The following is a 19,487-nucleotide window of genomic DNA, read 5'->3' as shown; positions in this document are numbered from 1 at the left end:
TGAATTATTACTTATCTATTTTTAGCACCTGTTTTAACAAGTTGCGTTCTTCGATGGGAAGCTTTAGCAAAACACGCCGATCGCCTTTTGTCTGGCGATAGCGAACAGCAGCATTAAGAAGACGCAGAGGGATTTGAAATTCTTTACAATCGCTCGTCAGTTCCCGCCACACCTCCAACCATGTCCGCGCTGCTTTGTCGCTAACCATTTCTGACATGAAAGCGGGAATGCTCTCTACAAGTCCTTTCCCCAATGGGGGGAGAACTTCGTGCTTTTTGTAAAGCTCTACTAGGGTTGTAATACGCGATTGCCATATCGCTGCATCGTGCGTGCTGTTGAACAGGTTACGGATAATTGCCTTTGTATCTCCCGTGTCTGGTTCATCCGCATGGGCAAAGCGATTGAGCGCATCGCCCAACGCTGCAATGCCTTCATCCCATCGGTTTAGCGGTAGTAACAACTCAGCACGGCTGAAAAAAACAAATGAAGATTGATCGCCAAGTGCGATCGCCTTATCCCAGGATGCTAGGGCTTCATCGTAGCGTTCTAGTTTGCTTAGCACCCAGCCTCTGTAGCGCCAAGCTGGGGCATATTTTGGCGCAAGCTTAATTGCCTGGTCGTATGATGCTAAGGCTTGATCATAACGTTCGAGTTGACCCAGCGCCACACCTCGGCTGATCCAAACTGGCGCATATTTCGAGGCAAGCTCAATCAACTGTTTGACTAATACCTCGTTTCGGTCTCTCTGAGCTTGCGAATTGTGGGGGTCAAGCTCCAGAACTTTGTTAAAAGATGCCAATGCTTGATCATAGCGCCCTAGGACGTTCAGCGTTACGCCTCGAAAACCCCAAGCCTCCACATTATCTGGATGCAACTCAATTACTTTGTCGAAGGACATTAATGCTTTGTTGTGGTATTTGAGTAAAAACTGACAGAATCCTTGTACGAACAAATCTTCTATATCACCGCGAATTGCTACCAATTTCTCTGCTACTTGCAGGGCTTTAGTAAGGTCTTTACGCTCAACATAAGCTTTATACTCCTTAACGTATGCTGCTACGCACTGATTTTCTCTTTCTGCTTCAATCGCCTGTAGCGCCTGAAGTACATATTGTCGCTCAAGGACAGCATCAGCCGAGAGCATCTCTAATCGCCGTTCTAACTCCGTCTGCGTGTACCAGAGACGCAAAAAGTCCACAAATAACCGAATTGGCTCTCCTCGCTGCTTCTTCACTTCAAGACAGAAGCGCATCAGCGGTTCACGGATTTCATAATATGACTCGCGTCCAACTGGTTCGGAACGGACATAGCCCATTTCTAAGAGTTTCTTGAGTTGGCTGGATGTTGTCTGATGAGTTATAAAACAGCGTTGAGCAATTTCTTTGACGGTGACAGCTTGGCGGCGATCGCATAACACATCAACAATCTTGCGCTGCTGCGGCGAGAGACACTTCATCCGTTCCTGGTAGTAAGGCGTTAGATCATCCAACATTGCCATAAACGCTTCCACCAGTTCATCAAGCGACTTGCGGGTGAGGAACGCGGAGAAAATAATATAGACGCGAGGACTGCCACCAGAAAGGTAATGAACTGCTTGGATGCGATCGCGTCCTATGGGAGTTTGGATAAAAGATTCTAGATCGCGATCACCCTCCAGTTTTGCCACATTCGTCAATAGCTGCACCGCTTCATCCAATGTCAGGGCTTTCAAATAGCGGACCCGGAAGAAACCATAGAAGGGCGAAGTCTGAAGTTTGACTCCATTAAATAAGCTTTGAGCTGTCGCCACAATGGTGCAAAAGGCATTTTCTTGCAGGTATGCACGCAGTTGTTTTTGCCCTTCGTCATCCAACCCCGCAAACACCTCATCCAGGTTTTCCATCAGAAGGAGCAGCGTCCGATTCCCGATGACTTCTTTGAGTAATGCAGCGGCTACACGCTCAGCATCCTCAGATGGTAATTCGTAAAGCGATTCAACACGCTCAACCAGTTGGGCATCCTCATACTCTTTGTGCAATGCTCGAAAGATACGCAGTAGCAAGTCTAGAAAGGATGTGACACCCCATTCGTCCTCTCGTAACCATGCGATGAGGAGGCGATTTTGTAGGTCATCCATCTTGCGGATGCGATGATAAACCAGTGAAATAAAGTGCGTTTTACCAATACCACGCGGCCCGATTAGTAGCGTGTAATGCTTTGATGGAGTTGTAGTACTTTCGTGGATAAGTTCAATTAGCTGCTGTGCTAGCTTATGACGCTGGACAAAAATATTTTCTAACGCTTCGGGCGTCATCAAACTAGGGGTGAAGCGAGACAGGTATGTTACTTTCATACTGCTTAACACCTCTGCATGTGCCACCAACGTTGAATCAACGGAAAGCGAAAGTAATAGCCTTCAGGTTGCAGGCTAATGTAGTGATCTTGCTGAATTAGTGTCAGTACATCCCTTGCTCTTTCACGATCTGCGTTACTCAGCTGAGACTGAAGTCTGTTAAACAGTTCATTAAACGGCAGTGGTTGATTAGTAACTGCCAAAATATCCAGCAGGTTCAGCACCAGCTGTTTTTCGTCGTTGGCGTAGTAGGTGTCAATTCTCTCACGGTAGTAACGCAAATCCCAAGGATCTTGTGCATCAATAAGATAAGAGTTGACAACCTCATCGACCATCGCAACATTCACTGTGTCATCCTCTTGTACCAGATGGTCAACAATGTGATGAATAAAGTAGGGAATGCCATCTACAGCAGTTGCGATCGCCTGCGCTGTTGCCTGTAAATCGTCCGTCTCGATACTTTCTCCCTCCAGCAACCGTCGCGCTAATTCCTGAGCGTCAGCAGGTGACAGTGGCGGCACGTCTACAGTTTTCATATCGTTTGTTGGACGGTTGGCATACCCTGCTCTTTTGAGGGAAGTGAGGACATTGTGTAAGCCAATTGAGCCTGTATAGACCATCCGCAACTCGGAGTGAGTCTGACGCAGCGATCGCAGCGTATCCAGAATTTCCATTGCCGCACTCTCGCCTTCTCGCTTCTTAATGTTGTCGAGCATCAACGGCATTTCATCCCAGAAGAAAATCACCGTGCGATCTTGATGCTCCACAAGGTCTTCGATAGTTTTGGTCAGCAGAGTTTTCCACTGTCCAGCAACATTATCAGGAAACTTAACCACACCACCTATCTCAAAACCTGTCAGGTTTTCCAGCCATTGCCTCGCTTTCGCCGCCGTCCGTTTTGAACCACTTAAATAGCCCTCCACATCCTCAAAGATAGTCTGGGCAAATTCCAATGGCGATCGCACTTTTTCCAGGTCGCGGTACACAGGTAACTTGTCCCCTGGAGCCTCCGCTCTCATCTTCTTAAGAATGCTGGTTTTCCCCATCCGCCGTTCTGCACTGAGGACGAGGCTCTGTCGCTCTAAACTACGCCACAAGCTCTGAATCAGCTTATCCCGTCCAAATACCTCAGATGGAGCGATTTCTCCCCCTGGATTGGCTCTCATTTATCAGCCTTGGATTTACGTTGAGTTTATTGTACGTCTTTAACGACGTATATTTACTGGATTAAGAGGAGTAGTACAGAAACTTTGTCGCTAATAAATATTGACTGACTGGAGCGATCGCTTTTGATAATGGACAGATGCGATCGCAGCCAAAGCATCTCGACCGAGTGCGCGGTAGGCAGCATCCAGCAGTTTGGCAGCAGCCGCTTCTCGTTCTGGATTCCCGCCGGAAAGCCAGTGCAAGTCCCGACCGAATGCCAGCGCCTCAGCCGGTTGACCCTCGGCACAAGCTTCTAGTGCTGCCGCAATCCAGTCTTGGACAATGGGGGCATCCCCTAAGATAGCCGTTCTGATTACTTCAAGATCGCGCTGAGGGAAAGTTTCGGCGCTGAAGCCGGGAATTGCCACCCCCGCACCATCCTCAGTCGCAATCCTGGCACCCAGCCGCTGTTGTTTGTAGGCTTTCTCGTACAGACTTCCCATTTCAGGGCGTTCCGCGGTTTCAAACGCCATCACCGCATCGCGGAGTGCTGAGAGTCTAACTCGTCGATGCCGAGAATCGTTGTCATAGCGGTCATATTCCAGCTGAGAGACCGCTTTTTCGATTTGGAAGCGAACCTGTTGGAGCAATGTTTGACAACCGTCATCACAGACGGGAATGCCATCGTTGTTCCAGTAATACATCACACCCGTGGGCAGTTCTCTGGGGTCATCGTACCAAAGACCAAAATGCAGACCATCGCCGCCCCCGTACAGCAAAGTGAGAAACTCCGGCGGATCGCGGTAATAGCGGTAATGTAAGCGATGGTCAAGTTCTGGTATGGGTTTTCGCTGCAAACCTTCTTCACTGAATAAATCAAACAAACCGCAAGGTGTTGCAATCCAGTGCATTTCTTGCCGCTCAATCGGAGTTAAGCTGAGCCAGAAAGCCCAGAATGCAAAAACATGGTCGGGTAAGGTCAAGCCGTGGGTTTGTTGTACCAGCGATCGCACTCTTTCCACCAACGCTTGCGCTTTTTGTCGGGCGTCCAGGCGCATCTGCTCGATCGTGGCAGCATCTGGCAGATTTTCCTGACGCCATGCCATATATTCCGCTTTCCAGGAACGTTCATTTGCCGCTTGCCACAGATGTCGCCAGATATCCGTCCAATGACCTGAATCATCAGGACATTCTTTTATTTGCTGACGCGCTGCTTTGTAGAATTCTTCGTGCCGATAGGCGTTTGGCGTCCAGCGTTCTGTTTCTGTTTCCCAGCGTTGTTTTGCCCATGAGACACCATGTTCTGCGATCGCGGTAAAAGATGCTTCAAAAGCATTGAGCAAAGTCTGTCGTTCTACAGCAACTTTCGCCTCAAATTCTTGACGAAATGCACAGAAAGCAGACCACTCGGCAACTAAATCATCCTCTGGTCGATCCAACTGCTTTAGCCACCAATTATCAAATTCCTCCTGAAGCATCTGGTCGATATCTTTTTCAATCTCGTCCCGGAAGCGGGGACGGGGGTCTTCACCCAGTAACTCGAATTGCTCTTGATTTAGGGTGATTTCTGCTTTGCGACCCAATATTTCGACTTCAACAACAATCTTTTCTCCAGGCTGCAACTTAACTACCACACCCTGAAAATCACTAAAGGGGCCTGCGGTTATCGCTCCTACGCTTCCTGGTTTGAAATTTTTCATTTCCTCCCTCCTCACAGCATCGCCAAGCGGATGCGGGGTAAGCGCAGCGGTCTTGCAACTAGCACTCCTCGCTTGTCTGAAGTTCTCTTGTCAGGCTCTTAAACCATCTTAATTTTACTCTGATGACTGGCGGCAAATCTAAACTTTTGGGCATCCTTCTGCTAGGCTCGGAATCACTGCTATTGACTTTTTGTTTCCTGTACAGCCACTGATAAGCAATCGAGAATCAGAAATTAAATTTCATTTTTTTATGATTTTTATGATTGTAATTTTAAGTAAAATCTTCTAAAAACGTTGACAATTAAATCAAATAAAGTATAATCATTAGTTTATATAGTTTTAATTTAAAAATAGTTGCATTTGTTATTTTCAATATCCTGAAATTAAAAATTTCTATTAATAAAGCTCAACGGTAAATACTGAAGTGCAAGCATTACTGTAACGCTCCGATCGCATCGTTGAGAGAATTAGCAACTCCAAACTAATTTAAGCGTGACCCATCTCAACAATATTTTCCCACGAGGAAAACATTCGTAGGCAATTTCTACCTTCATGCTTAGCTCTGTAAAGCGCTCGATCGGCTTGATGTAATAAATCTTGAGAATCAACTAAATTAACAGCACTAGCGATCGCGCCACCGATACTAATCGTAATGGGTAGCAGCAGATCGTTAGAAATCTTGAAAGGGCATTCGGCGATGCAAGAGCGTAAACTTTCACCATACTCTAAACCATTGTGCAGATTCAGTCCCAGGGTGATGCAGACAAATTCTTCACCGCCATAGCGATACAACAGGCTGCTAGGGCGTGCATTGGATTGTAGTCGTCCTGCGATCGCTTGCAGCACACAATCCCCCACTGTGTGACCATATGTATCGTTCACCCGCTTAAAATGATCCACATCAATCAGAAATACACACAAATAACGGTAGCGAGTATTCGCATCGCGGTTGCCGACTTGCCGCAGCATATGAGGCAATGCCTGATCCATTGCCCGCCGATTTAATAAACCTGTTAACTGATCGGTCAGCGACAAAGATTCTAGCAATTCATTACGGGCAGTCAATTGCTGATTCGCTTGTCGCAGTGCCTGATTCGCTTCGCTCAATTCTTGCGTTAATCGCTGCAATCGCAATCCCGCGCCCACCCGCGCCCGTAATTCACTCATATCAATTGGTTTTGGGAGATACTCATCAGCTCCAGTATCTAAACCCTCCACCCGGTCTTTTACATCCCCACGAATCGTCAGCAAAATAAAAAATGCCAAAGATAATTCTGGATCGGATTTAACCTGACGGCACACTTCCAGCCCATTGATGACTGGCATCATCCAATCACAAATAATTAGATGAGGGTGTAGCTGCTTTGCTTTCCTTAATCCCTCTTCACCATTCGCCGCTACTATGACTTCATGACCTAGAAGTTGGAGTGAGTTTTTGACGACTAACCGAACGCTAGGATCGTCATCAATAATTAAAATTTTTGACGTGGAACCAACCTGCGTCCCTCCAGACCGATTGGCGTGAAGAAGGACTGGAGTTTCACCCTCCACCCTCTCCCAGTCAATTATCTCAAACAAAAAAGATTGAATCTTTTGGAAATGATTTTCTATTTGAATTACCAATTGAGTCACTTCCTTAAAGTTTTTTTGTTGGCTCTGAAGTTCTAATCGGTCGGCTAAATTTTTTAATTTGTTGACGCCAACATTCGCACTAGCACCCCGAATTTGATGGGCTTTATGTTCAATCGCTTCAAAATTTTTAGAAAAAGTTGCTGATTTTATCGATGATAAGTTTACTTTTGTATCTTCTAAAAAGGCTTGTAGAATTTCGTTTCGCAATTTCAGATCCCCCAAGGTTATATCGTCTAAGCGATTTAAATCCACCCAGTCATTGACGCTTGACTCGTCCGGGTTAGCACTGGAGTCAACGGGAATAATTTTACTTGTTAAATCTATAGATGAGGAGGCAGATGAGGATGCGATTGCCTGCTTATTTTTAATAATAACTTCAATCCAATTTTCTAATTTAGCTGCCAACTCTTCCTCACGAACCGGCTTAAGTAGATAATCATCCATGCCGACCTTTAGACAGCGATCCCGATTTGCTTTCATGCCGTTGGCAGTCATTGCAATCAAGATTGTCTGTCGCGCATCACCTTCTAATTGACGAATTCTTTGTGCAGTTTCATAACCGTCTAGTATCGGCATCTGGCAATCGAGGAGGATTAGGTCATATTTTCCTTGGGATCTCATCCATAATGCTTCTTGACCATTAGCAGCAACATTTGCTTCATACCCTAACTTCTTTAACTGTTTAAATACAACGGTCTGACTCACAAGGCTATCTTCAACTAATAGAATTTTTAGGTATTCTTGCTGGGTCATAGAAATGATGAATGATTTCACTCTTGCCTAAATGAGCGGAAATTTATTGTCTGTATAATTACTTACATTAGCAGGCAATCTGGAACGTTCCAGCAGTTTCTTGCAATCGGCATTTTTGTGGATGTTAACAGAAAATTTGGGCGATCGCTCTTAGGGAAGCCATAACGAGGCAGGAGATATAGCGATCGCCCTCGATTTGAATAACTTTACAAATATGCATTGCTTTGAATACACCTGTAAAAATTAGAATGCTACCCTTCAAAAACGTAGATGAAAGCACCTTTACCCGAAAACGAACCAGAACGGATTCAAGCGCTACAGCAGTATGAAATCCTCGATACCGCCGCAGAACAGGCATTTGACGATCTGACGCTTTTGGCTGCACACATCTGCGGTACACCAATTGCCCTCGTCAGCTTAGTTGATACGGATCGGCAGTGGTTTAAATCAAAAGTTGGCATCACGGCTCAGGAAACTCCTCGTGACATTGCTTTTTGCGCCCATGCTCTCCTGCAAACCGACCTATTTGTTATCCGCGATGCATCCACTGACGAGCGGTTTGCCAATAATCCCCTCGTGACTTCCGATCCGAATATCCGGTTTTACGCGGGTGCTACTTTGTTAACGCCAGAAGGCTTGGCGCTGGGAACTTTGTGTGTGATTGACTCCGTACCGCGAGATTTGAGTCCCCAACAGCGGGTGGCGCTGCAAGCACTCAGCCGGGAGGTGATGACGCAACTGGAGTTGCGACGGAATAATCGTGAATTGGCACAGGCGATAAAACAGCGCGACAAGGCACAAGAAGAACAGCTTCAATTCTTCACCCTGTCTCTAGATATGCTGTGTATTGCCGGGATGGATGGCTATTTTAAACGTCTAAATCCATCATGGTCAAAGACTCTCGGCTTCACCAATGAGGAACTGCAAAGCCAACCGTTTATCGAATTTGTGCATCCAGACGACCGGGAAGCAACGATTGCCCAAGTGCAACAACTTTCTACAGGTATAGATACAATTTCTTTTGAAAATCGCTACCGCTGCAAAGACGGCTCTTATCGATGGCTGTTGTGGAAAGCAACGCCCTTGTCCGAACAGCAAGCGATTTACGCAGTCGCTCATGACATTACCGAGCGCAAGCGTCATGAAGAAGAAATGCGGAATACCCAGACATTTCTGAACTCAATTGTCGAAAATATTCCCCACATTATTTTTGTCAAAGATGCCCAAGCACTTAATTTTGTGCGTTTCAATAAAGCGGGTCAAAAATTAATGGGTCGTAACCCTGAAGAGTTGCTGGGAAAGAATGACTATGACTTGTTTACCAAAGAAGAAGCAGATTTTTTCACCGCTACCGATCGAGAAGTGCTGGCAACCGGAAAAATTTTAGATATCCCAGAAGAGCGGATACAGACAAAAGATAAAGGTTTAAGAATATTACATACTAAAAAGTTACCGATTTTAGATGCCCAAGGAAACTCACAGTATTTATTAAGGATTTCTGAAGATATTACCAGTCGCAAGCAGGCGCAGGAGGATCTGCGAAAAAGCGAAGAATGCTTCCGCTTAGTCGTAGAAGGGGTCAAAGATTATGCAATTTATATGCTCGACCCCAAGGGATATATTGTGAGCTGGAATGCGGGAGCAGAAAGGATTAAGGGATATCGAGCGGAGGAAATCATCGGTCAACATTTTTCTTGTTTTTATGAGCCAGGAGAAAATCAACAAGCGATCGCGCAAAGCGAACTAGAAATCGCGATCGCTCAAGGGAATAGCGTTGCCGAAGGCTGGCGCGTGCGGAAGGATGGTTCGCGGTTTTGGGCGCACGCTGTCGTAACCGCCTTATATGATGACGCTGGAAACCTGCGCGGATTCTCCAAAGTGACGCGGGACATTACCAACCACAAAAGGACACAAGAAGCATTAGCGCTGCAAGCCCGTCTCGCTCACTTCCGCGCCGAGGTGGATTCTGCCCTCACTCAAAGCGACACCCTGCAAAGCATTTTGCAGCGCTGCACCGAGGCAATGGTGAAGTATTTGGACGCAGCATTTGGGCGGATCTGGACGCTCAACCGGGAGGAGAGGATGCTGGAACTGCAAGCCAGTGCTGGGATGTACGCGCAGGTTGAGGGCTTATATCGCCGCGTTCCGATCGCCACCCTGAAAATCGCCAAAATCGCCCAAACGCGCCAACCCTACCTGACCAATTCTGTCGTAGACGATCCTCAGATTCTGGATAGAGAATGGGCGGTGCGGGAAGGAATGGTCGCCTTCGCTGGATATCCCCTGATTATTGAAGGCTCTGTGATGGGAGTGATGGCAATATTTGCTCGTCAACCCCTCAATGAATCTGTTCTCCAGTCGCTGGAATTTGCAGCGGACAGGATTGCTCTCTGGATAGAGCGTAAACAGGCACAAGAGGAATTAAAACGACAGAACTTGCGATCGCAATTATTTTCCGAAATTACCCTAAAAATTCGCCAGTCCTTACAACTCGAAGAAATTCTTCAAACCACCGTTACCGAAGTCAGAAAATCTCTCGCGTGCGATCGCGTAGTGATTTATCGTCTGGCAGCCGATAAAACGGGTACCATCGTCACCGAAAATGTCGTTTCTGGTCTGCCCGCCTTATTAGGGCAAACCTTCAGTGCGGAAATCTTCCCCGAAGCTTACCATGAGGACTACTGCCACGGAAAAATCAGGATTGTGGCTGACGTAGAAAATGCTGAGATTTCACCGTGTCATCGGGAATTTTTGCAGCATTTGGCAGTCAAGGCAAAATTAGTCATCCCGATCTTGCAGAAAAACGAACTTTGGGGACTGCTGATTGCCCACCAATGCACCTCACCCCGACAGTGGTCTAGCTTTGAAGTCGAACTGCTGCAACAACTCGCAGACCAAGTCGGCATTGCCCTGGCTCAATCCCAACTCCTAGAAGAAGAAACCCTCCAGCGCCAGGAACTAGAGATCGCCCGTCACCAAGCTGAGTCAGCTTCTCAAGCCAAAAGCGCCTTTTTGGCAAACATGAGCCACGAAATCCGTACCCCCATGAATGCCGTTTTGGGGATGACTGGGCTGCTTTTAGACACCCCCCTGACTACAGAGCAAAAGGATTTTGTTGAAACGATTCGCATTAGTGGAGATGCCCTTCTGTGCCTGATTAACGAGATTTTGGACTTATCCAAACTAGAGGCTGGAGAGATGGATCTGGAAGTTTTAGACTTTGACTTATCTACTTGTGTAGAAGAAGTCTTAGATTTATTAGCTCCCCAAGCTCATGCCAAGGATCTGGAAATTGCTGCCTTGGTCTATCGCAACGTTCCCACCCACCTCCAAGGCGATGTCGGTCGTCTGCGGCAAATTCTTACCAACCTGATTGGCAATGGCATTAAGTTCACCAACGCTGGTGAAATTGTGGTCAGGGCAGAACTACAATCAGACACCGCCGCAAATTCTCTTGGGAAGGGCGAATCAGAGGACGTGGTAACGATTCGCTTCTCTGTCACCGATACGGGCATTGGCATCACCCCAGAAAATATGAGCCAATTGTTTCAACCCTTTTCCCAGGTAGACTCCTCTGCCACGCGCCAGTATAGCGGCACCGGCTTGGGACTGGTCATCTGCAAACAGCTCGTCACCTTAATGGGAGGAGAAATTGGCTTTGAGAGCCAACCAGGGAAGGGAAGCAAGTTTTGGTTTACAGTGCCTTTCAAAAAGCAAGCGGAACGGATAACACCACCCATCCAAACTTCTACCAATCTAGCGGGACGGCGTCTGCTAGTAGTTGATGACAATGCCACGAACCGCAAAGTGGTTCGCTCTCAGGCGGCGCACTGGGGAATGCAAGTAGATGAGGCGGATGGTGCTGCCGCCGCCATGAGAGTTTTGCAAGAAGCTCTGGAGTGGGGAATTCCCTATGATGTGGCGGTGATTGATATGCAAATGCCCAACGTTGATGGCATCACTTTGGGCGAGCAAATCAAAGGAAATCCCATGCTGGCTAATTTACCCTTGATTATGCTCACTTCTGCCGATCAGCGAGGGGAGGCGCAACGGGCGACGAAGGCAGGATTTGCTGCCCATTTGATTAAGCCAGTCAAGCCATCTCGCTTATTGGATACCATTGTCTCCATCTTGGGGAAGCAAGAGGAACTGCGGGACAGAGGCAAAGAGGTAGGCAAAGAAGTAGAGGAGAAGAATTTTTCACCCCAACCTTCCCGAATTCCAATTCCCCAAAGCAAGTTGCGAATTTTGCTAGCTGAGGACAATCTGATTAATCAAAAAGTTGCCCTCAAGCAGCTAAATACTTTGGGTTATGAAGCCGATGTCGCTGCGAATGGGAAGGAAGTCGTAGAGTTATTGGAAAAAATTCCCTATGACTTAGTTCTGATGGACTGTCAGATGCCGATTCTCGACGGTTATGAAGCAACGCGAGAGATTCGGCGGCGACAAGGAGAAGGTTCGCGCCGTACCACTGTCATTGCCCTAACCGCTAACGCGATGAAAGAAGACCGCAAACGCTGTCTTGATGCTGGGATGGATGACTATTTGAGTAAGCCAGTATCAAGGGAACAGTTAGCATTGCTAATCGACCATTGGACGAAAGTCATTTTTCAAGATGCAAATGCCAGCAGTGGGGGTGTTGCCACACGGGAAGATGTAGAAACGCGATTCTCGTCTTTACAAGATTTAGTGGATTGGGAACATCTGCATCAACTTTCTGAGGGCAGCAGGGAGTTTGAGTTGGAACTGTTGCAAATGTTCTTCACGGAAGTTCAGGCTCATCTAGAATCGGTGAAAAGAGCGATCGCTATCAATGACTTTGATAGTCTTGCAAAAGAAGCTCATCACATCAAAGGTGCGAGTGCCAACGTCGGAGTAGAGGGGATGCGAAGCAATGCCCAAAAGCTGGAGGAACTCGCCTCCCACTACCAACTTGCAGGAACGACTGAGATAGTATCTGCGTTAGAAACAGCGCTCAGCCGCATTCAATCTTGGGTTAAGGAAATTTAAGGAATTGCTAATTGCTAGGAATTCCCCTTTGCTCCTCTGTGGTGATAAGGACTTCCTTCGCAAAGGGGTTGTGAAAAAACGATCCGGTTTGAGGTGGCAGCATGGGATCGAGGACAATTTCTGCAAGACTTTTCCCGACACCTGTTAGGGGAATTGCTAGAATCACTCCTAACAATCCCCCCAATTTCGCTCCGAGTAGGAGAGAGACAAAGATAATCACTGGCGATAGACCTGTCAAATTGCCCATAATTCGGGGTGCGACCAAATTATCTTTTATCTGCTGAAGTGCGATCGCTATGGCTAAGACTTGCAGCGCCTGAAACCAATTGATAAACGCTACCACAATCACAACCGTGGCAATTCCTAAAGTTGCTCCGATAAAGGGAATGATTTCCATCAACCCAATAAAAACCGCAAATACTAGGAAGAATGGCACGTGCAATGCCCAAAATGCGAGGGAAAGAGTCGTTGCCATAAACACACCCAATAACACCTGACCCGACACAAATCGCTGCAAATTTCGTTGCAATGATTCTGTCAAACCATCTTTAATTTTGGATGAGAAAATACTCGTCAGTCCCCGCCAAACTCGCTCACCATCAATGAGCATATAAAAAGAAATAACGAGAATTAGAATTAAGTCAAAAAACCAGTTAAAAGTGCCTAATACTAAGCCAAAACCTCTGGTAGCGATCGCTTGGGCTTGCGCTTGTACTCGTGCCAACAACTCAGAAGCCAAAATTCGCACGTCAAACGGTAAATTGTGTTCGGCACTCCAAGCTTGGAAGGTAGCTAATTGCTGTTGTCCAGACTCTAGGAGCGAAGGTAGATTTGTCACCAATTGCCGCCCCTGATTAAACACTGGCGGTACTACAGTCAGGCCAATGAGTACCAGAGTTAAGGCTGCTATCAAATAAACTAAGATTGCTGCCACACTCCGGGGCAAGAAAGTTTGCAAAACGGCAACCGCATAGTTGAGAAAAAAGGCAATCAGTCCGGCGGTGAGCAAAATGCTAATCAACTCACCCACATATCTCAGCGCCAAAATCGTCACCCAACCGCTTGTCAGAACGAGCAGCCAAGTGATTAGAAACTGTTGGAGGGGTGAAAAGGCACGATTCATCTTTGCTCTATCTCAATGGGGGAGAGTGGGTCGTAGGACTCCTGCTAAAGTTATTTAGAAAAAACTTTGCTTTCAAGACAGCAGCCGCTCTTTGGGGGCAAGCTGTGAAAGTCTTTGCAGAGGATCTTAAACAATTTAACATCCATCTGCGAGGCAACGATAGAGAGGACGGGGTTTGCGCGTGAAGCGATATACTATTTTGTTGTTTGTCTGCAACAGATAAACTTCTGCCTCCTTTTTTGTAGCCTTAACAAAGGGATGCGCTCTTCACAGCGAAACCGAGATCCCGGACTTCGGAAGAGTTGCCCTAGGATCTCGCTTTCGCTGGCATCTCACAACTCAAATCGGATTGCTATAGCAGTTCTTTTAAGAGCTAACGCTAGTTGTGAGTTTTTATAGGCAATGCGATCGCAAACTCTGTTCCTTGTCCAAACTCCGAAATTACCTCGATTTTCCCCTTGTGCTTTTCAACGATTTGGTAGCAGATGGAGAGTCCTAAGCCAGTGCCTTTACCTACCGGCTTCGTTGTGAAGAACGGATTAAACAGCTTGTCTCTAATTTCCAAAGGAATTCCAAAACCATTATCTCGAATTCTTACCCGAATATAGTTAGAGTTGAACCGTTCCGTGTGAATCATAATCTGCGATTTTTCGGTTATTATTTTTTTATTTTGGATGGGAAATCCCTTGTTTATTGCTTCCGCTTCTTCCTGTCTCTCATTTTTGCTCTTGGTCTCTTCCAAAGCATCAATTGCATTACTGATAATATTCATAAATACCTGGTTGAGTTGAGCTGGGTAACACTCAACGAGAGGCAAATCTTCATACTCTTTGATTACCTCAATTCCCCGCTTAAGGCGGTGATTGAGAATCAACAACGTGTTTTCTATCCCTTCATGGATATCGACTGGTTTCATCTCAGATTCATCTAGCCGGGAGAAGTTTCGCAAAGACAAAACAATTTGCCGAATACGTTCAGTGCCCATCTTCATAGAAGACAGGATTTTGGTAAAATCTTCCGTAAGGAAGTCCACGTCAATTGCTTCAATCTCGTGTTGAAGAAGAGGGGTAGGGTGAGGGTACTGCTGCCGATACAGATGTACTAAATTAAGCAGTTCTTGCGTATAAACGTTAGCGTGTTCCAGATTACCGTAGATGAAATTGATGGGGTTATTAATTTCATGAGCGATACCTGCAACTAGCTCTCCCAAACTGGACATTTTTTCAGTTTGAATGAGTTGAGATTGGGTTTGTTGGAGTTCTTGAAGCGCTTGTGTCAATTCCTCGGTTCGTTGTTCTACTCGCTCCTCTAGTGTCTGACGAGCTAACTCTAGTTCGTGGGTATATTCTCCGACCCACTGCACTAGGCAATTTAGAGAGGTTGCTAATGACCCCACTTCATCCTCAGTGGTAACTGGACTGCGGAGGTCAAAATTAGATTCTTGAGTGATGGCTCTGGCAACTTGAGTGACTGCTTCGAGGGGACGAGCGATCGCACGAGCCGTAATAATCGCCAACGCCACTGCGATCGCCACTGACAGCAGCATACTCCCAACAATAATTTGCAGCCTTAGTGTCTCGGCTTGCCCAAGCTTGTTTTTTGCTTCTATCTGTTGAGATTCTGCTGTCTCTTTCAGCCTAGTTAAACTCTCTGCTAATCGGTCGAAACTAACAATGATATTAGTCGCTGTTTTGCTTGTGATAGAATTCAAGAACTTTTGCTGCGCTACCGAAATTTCTTCTGTTTTCAAGTTAGCTGGATCAATCTGCCGCCAGAGAAACTTAATTAACTGAGTGTAGGATTCGGTATTGGTTTCATAACCATTCAATAAATTCTTTAAATCTGTAGGCTTTGTTGCTAAATTATCGGGGTAGCTGTCTATAAAAGAGTGGAATTCTGATAATATTGTCTGGCTCCGATTAACACTTGTAAAAAACTTAGCAGTTTCGTAGTCAAACCAAATTGGTTCTCCTAGTACAGTAACCAGCCGCTGTGGGTGCGCTCGCAGTTCACCAACAGCATTTTCTAAGTTACTGAGGAGATTTTGCTGCTTCTCGGCAATTATTAGCTGCTTTTGAGCCTTCTTTTCGTAATAGTCTCCGCTAATTAGACCAATCGTTGTTCCTAAAACCGCTATGCCGATAGCCAAGGAATAACCGTAACCAATTTTTTTGGCTATACTCAAGCGCGGAATGAAGCGTCTTACCCAGTTTGTAGAAAATTTCAAGGTGTTCCCTTGGTTATCTAAGTTAGGCTTATCTGCAACCCCATGTCTTTTGAGATCCATTGAGGAAAGTCTAGAGGTTAAAAAAAACAAGAAAAATATCCAAAAATAGTCGAATCAAGCGATTAAAGCTATTGAACAAAACTACCTTGTCCAATAGCTTTATAGACTTCGCGAATCATATTGTAATCAGCATCATTCGCCGGAACTATCTGAGAGCCTTTGTACTTACCTTCCTCGACGGATAAAAGACTTTGAATTAGTTTGTCCTGATTTTTAATTGCGCGATCTCTCATCTCTTTAACGAATTCAGGATCGAGCTTACTACTGGCAACAAATAAGTCCTTGGGGAGAAGCGGCCCTTTCACGATTAGCGGTAACTCACTCTCAGATAAGCCTTCATCTTGGAGGAATTTCTCATACTTAACAGTAGACCCTCCCCAAGCATCGACCTCACCTTTTTTCAAGGCGGGTAGTCCCTGACTTCCTAACATGAGGATTTTTAGGTCAGATTTAGGATCTAATCCAGCATCAATCAAAAACTTGGTGGGACCCAGATAACCGCTGGTTGAGCCTAACTGCCACATGGCAATTTTTTTACCTTTTAACTGTGCTACTGACTCGATCTTGCTGTTAGCAGAGACACAGATAGCTGCATGGTAGTTTGGTCGAGTAATGCCGATGACAGGAACCGCATTTGTCCTAGCACGCATGATTACATATTCCGAGGGGCCTGTGAGAACAAGATCCAGCTGATCTGACTGTAAGGCGGCGGCGGCGGCGATGTATGTTTCAACGGGAACAAACTCAAGTTTCGTTTCCAGTACCTCCTCTAGTGCCGTCCGCAATCCCCCATAATTACGCTGCAACTCTTCAAGGCTCGGAATATCGGTTACTGTAAATCGGAGCTTTTCAGGGAAATTTCTGGCATTTGAAGGCGAATCTCTATCATTAGGGTTACTTGCTGCGGTACAGCTTGTGATTAATATTAGGGAATACCAAAAAAAATGGCGTCGCCGCATAATTTTTGCCAACAAACAAATAGAAATAATTCTAACTAATTAAAATTAGATTTTGGTTAAGAATAGGTCGTAAGCTATTTAACTCTAATCGTAGAATAAAGAATTAACTTTAAAAGTCTTATAAAAAGGTTTGTCGTTATTAAAGTTGCAGGCATAAGCGGCTGATTTTCTTGCAGAACGCGAGATTAAAGCCGCCCATATTTCTATGAGTATTAACCTTGGCGATAGCGAAGCGCCGACCTGTCGGTTCGCGCTTGTCTTACTGTAGGCGACGATACGACTTTATGGCGAGAGGAATGCGATCGCTTACACGAACCTCGTGTAGCGACTCCATCGCACGTTGTATTCCTTTGCAATTTCTAACAGCCGATTACCACAACGCTGGCACCGGATCTTCTTCGGGTGGTAGGTCTACCTGCGATGGGGTATAAGGATTGCTGCGGGTTGCAGGTTGTTGTTGTTGTTGTTGCTGTTGCGTTACTGGAGGGGTTGTTGCCGTAGGGGTTACGGTTGGAACTGGGGTAACCGTAGTGGTCGGTGTAGGAGAGGGCGATGGTGTTGTCGTTTGACTACCCGCAGGAACTACTTGCCCCGCACTCTCACTACCGAGGGGGAAGCGCACGCCCACGATACCGCCTAAAAAAATAGCAAGAGCTACTACGAAAATCACGCCTGGGATTATTTGATCGCGCATCGCTCAGCGGTAAAGGCTTACTTTAATTCATCTTAGTCGAGTCAAAAACCCTAAGCTGTTCGCTTAAGGAAATAACTTTGTGTATTTTCACGAATTTTCGGTTAGTGCCACTCACCCCACCGACGGATTTCCAGCCTGCTCCGTGAAAAAACTCTGTAGCGGCGGGGGTTTCCCATCCATGCTCACCAGCTTTGCGAAGAAAGATGGTTATCTAAACAGCATAGACTTTAGTCTGTGACCATCCTAGTAAGGTTAAATCTAGGGTAAATACTTTTGTACCACGCTCCAGCCGGTTAACGAAACCCAAGCTAATCCTACGAATAACACTAGATTAGTTGCAATATGAACCGAACGCGCCCAAGCTCGGTTGGGATTAATCAGAATTGCACTTCCCGCTGAGAGCAACACTAATACAACCACTGCCCACCCGGCAATCCAGTGCGCCGAGTGAGCGAGGCTACCATAATGACCTAAGGTGCCGACAATCCCAATGGCGAGCAGCAGCAAGACGAGAGCCACGAGAATTGCGCCAGTGGCGTAGTGAAAAAGACGCAACCATCGCGGTTGCGAACTTCTTTGCTGACGAGCCGCAAACATCCAACTGCCAGTAACTCCCAGCAATAGGTAGGCTAATATCGACAAGCCCATCGACCATGCAGCAATTTTCCAGAGCCAGAGAAAAGAAGGTAGATTCACTCGTTACTTACTTACATTCAGCTACAGCAGCATCTACTTTTCATCTTAAGCTGTTCGCTTGGTGCAATAGCAATCCTACTTTTAGCGGAGAGATACCAGCCCTTCAGCTCCCCGACTTCGGAAGAGGTGCCCTAGGATCTCGCTTTTACGAATCATAATAGGACTGCTAGATCGCTGAGAAAAAAGAATTTGTCTATCTACGTATACGAGAATTAACCAGTTAATTTCCCTAAAAGCTAATCGCTAATCGCTAAAAATCCTATAAAAAAGAGCTGTCGCTTATGACAACCCTGAAATTACTGAATTTTTTCAGCAAAACTAGCCAATATAAGCGGTTGTTAAAGATTCTACGGTTTCTAAATTTCTCTTTTTCTGGATTTCAAGCTTCCGGGTATTATCGTTTATTATCTTTTTTTCCTCATCGTGTAGGTCGATTGTATTTGACTCAGAATCATTGCCTTCACTGATACACAAGCGATCGCAGGGAATGGTATCTGAGAGGATGGCACTTGCCATCATCCCTGTATGAATTTCCAGATTCGCTTCGGGCATTGCTTCAAACACTAAGCGTTGTCCTGGAAAGACAACGCGCTCAAAGTACCAGTTCGGAACGTTAGAGATCCGAGCAATTTGAATGTGGCTTGTAGCATTAACGTAGCAGCACAGAATGCGATCGCTGTTACCAGAAGGAAGGGGATCGAGTATTTGAGCCATAACTGCTGAGGAGCTTTGCGCCACTGCCTAGGATTACCATAACTAAGCTAACATTCGGCGATCCCGGCTTGTTGTAAACACGAATACCAACTGAATATTCTGGTGAGATATCCCCCCAAAGTTAGAGGAAAAAATTCCCGTTTTAGTAATCTTTGCTACTGGCGATTGTAACGGCAATTTTCCGTGCTTAAGCTTCCGACTCGCATATGACTCCCGGTAAAAATACCTCCCTCACGTCTCATGCCAGCATTGCCAGATGAAAATGCAAGCGAAGCCAAGGTTTTTCCAGGATAAGCAATGAATTGGTGCTGAATTTTGACTTGTTGTTGAGAACCGGCTGCCACTGTTGTTGAGAACCGGCTGCCACTAGAGATCGATTTTGCAGTGTTCGGCTTTCTTTTTTGGCTCCAGAACCAAAATCAGGGCAAGACTGAGGATAGT

General features: G+C 46.0%; 11 protein-coding genes. 1 reads left to right on the top strand and 10 read right to left on the bottom strand.

Annotated features, from left to right (window positions below; all coding sequences use genetic code 11):
• Positions 1 to 7: 7 nt before the first annotated feature.
• The 4 genes from NDI33_RS11160 to NDI33_RS11145 all read right to left on the bottom strand — a co-directional run bounded on the left by NDI33_RS11160 (position 8) and on the right by NDI33_RS11145 (position 7,563).
• On the bottom strand, positions 8 to 2,332 hold the full coding sequence (locus NDI33_RS11160) for a tetratricopeptide repeat protein (protein WP_242033120.1): 2,325 nt from the start codon (positions 2,330 to 2,332) through the stop codon (positions 8 to 10).
• Between the two features lie 5 nt (positions 2,333 to 2,337).
• Positions 2,338 to 3,498, bottom strand: coding sequence for an AAA family ATPase (locus NDI33_RS11155; RefSeq protein WP_190675549.1), 1,161 nt, complete (start codon positions 3,496 to 3,498; stop codon positions 2,338 to 2,340).
• Between the two features lie 90 nt (positions 3,499 to 3,588).
• Positions 3,589 to 5,178 (bottom strand): ADP-ribosylation family protein, encoded by a 1,590-nt coding sequence (locus NDI33_RS11150; RefSeq protein WP_190675547.1) that lies wholly within the window; start codon positions 5,176 to 5,178, stop codon positions 3,589 to 3,591.
• A gap of 486 nt (positions 5,179 to 5,664) precedes the next feature.
• On the bottom strand, positions 5,665 to 7,563 hold the full coding sequence (locus NDI33_RS11145) for a response regulator (RefSeq protein ID WP_190675545.1): 1,899 nt from the start codon (positions 7,561 to 7,563) through the stop codon (positions 5,665 to 5,667).
• A gap of 270 nt (positions 7,564 to 7,833) precedes the next feature.
• On the opposite strand from NDI33_RS11145, the gene NDI33_RS11140 reads away from it, so the two are divergent.
• On the top strand, positions 7,834 to 12,573 hold the full coding sequence (locus NDI33_RS11140) for a PAS domain S-box protein (protein ID WP_190675543.1): 4,740 nt from the start codon (positions 7,834 to 7,836) through the stop codon (positions 12,571 to 12,573).
• 7 nt (positions 12,574 to 12,580) lie between these two features.
• Here NDI33_RS11140 and NDI33_RS11135 read toward each other — a convergent pair whose 3' ends face one another.
• The 6 genes from NDI33_RS11135 to NDI33_RS11110 all read right to left on the bottom strand — a co-directional run bounded on the left by NDI33_RS11135 (position 12,581) and on the right by NDI33_RS11110 (position 19,046).
• Positions 12,581 to 13,696: an AI-2E family transporter gene (locus NDI33_RS11135; protein WP_190675541.1), complete on the bottom strand. Its 1,116-nt coding sequence runs from the start codon at positions 13,694 to 13,696 to the stop codon at positions 12,581 to 12,583.
• A 379-nt stretch (positions 13,697 to 14,075) separates the two neighbouring features.
• On the bottom strand, positions 14,076 to 15,983 hold the full coding sequence (locus NDI33_RS11130; RefSeq protein WP_190675539.1) for an ATP-binding protein: 1,908 nt from the start codon (positions 15,981 to 15,983) through the stop codon (positions 14,076 to 14,078).
• 68 nt (positions 15,984 to 16,051) lie between these two features.
• A complete protein-coding gene (locus NDI33_RS11125) occupies positions 16,052 to 16,957 on the bottom strand; it encodes a PhnD/SsuA/transferrin family substrate-binding protein (RefSeq protein WP_242033119.1) in 906 nt (301 codons plus the stop codon).
• A 355-nt stretch (positions 16,958 to 17,312) separates the two neighbouring features.
• The gene (locus NDI33_RS11120) at positions 17,313 to 17,636 is read right to left on the bottom strand and encodes a hypothetical protein (protein ID WP_190675537.1); all 324 of its coding nucleotides are present in this window, start codon (positions 17,634 to 17,636) and stop codon (positions 17,313 to 17,315) included.
• 258 nt (positions 17,637 to 17,894) lie between these two features.
• Entirely contained in the window at positions 17,895 to 18,332 is a 438-nt protein-coding gene (locus NDI33_RS11115; protein ID WP_190411781.1) for a DUF4079 family protein, read from the bottom strand.
• A gap of 318 nt (positions 18,333 to 18,650) precedes the next feature.
• On the bottom strand, positions 18,651 to 19,046 hold the full coding sequence (locus tag NDI33_RS11110) for a DUF1830 domain-containing protein (protein WP_190675535.1): 396 nt from the start codon (positions 19,044 to 19,046) through the stop codon (positions 18,651 to 18,653).
• Positions 19,047 to 19,487: the final 441 nt, after the last annotated feature.

The organism is Trichocoleus sp. DQ-A1 (genome assembly GCF_039961955.1).
Taxonomy (GTDB): Bacteria; Cyanobacteriota; Cyanobacteriia; order Cyanobacteriales; family FACHB-T130; genus FACHB-T130.
Note: the sequence above shows the minus strand (reverse complement) of the source record. Positions and strands in the feature narration are given on the sequence as shown.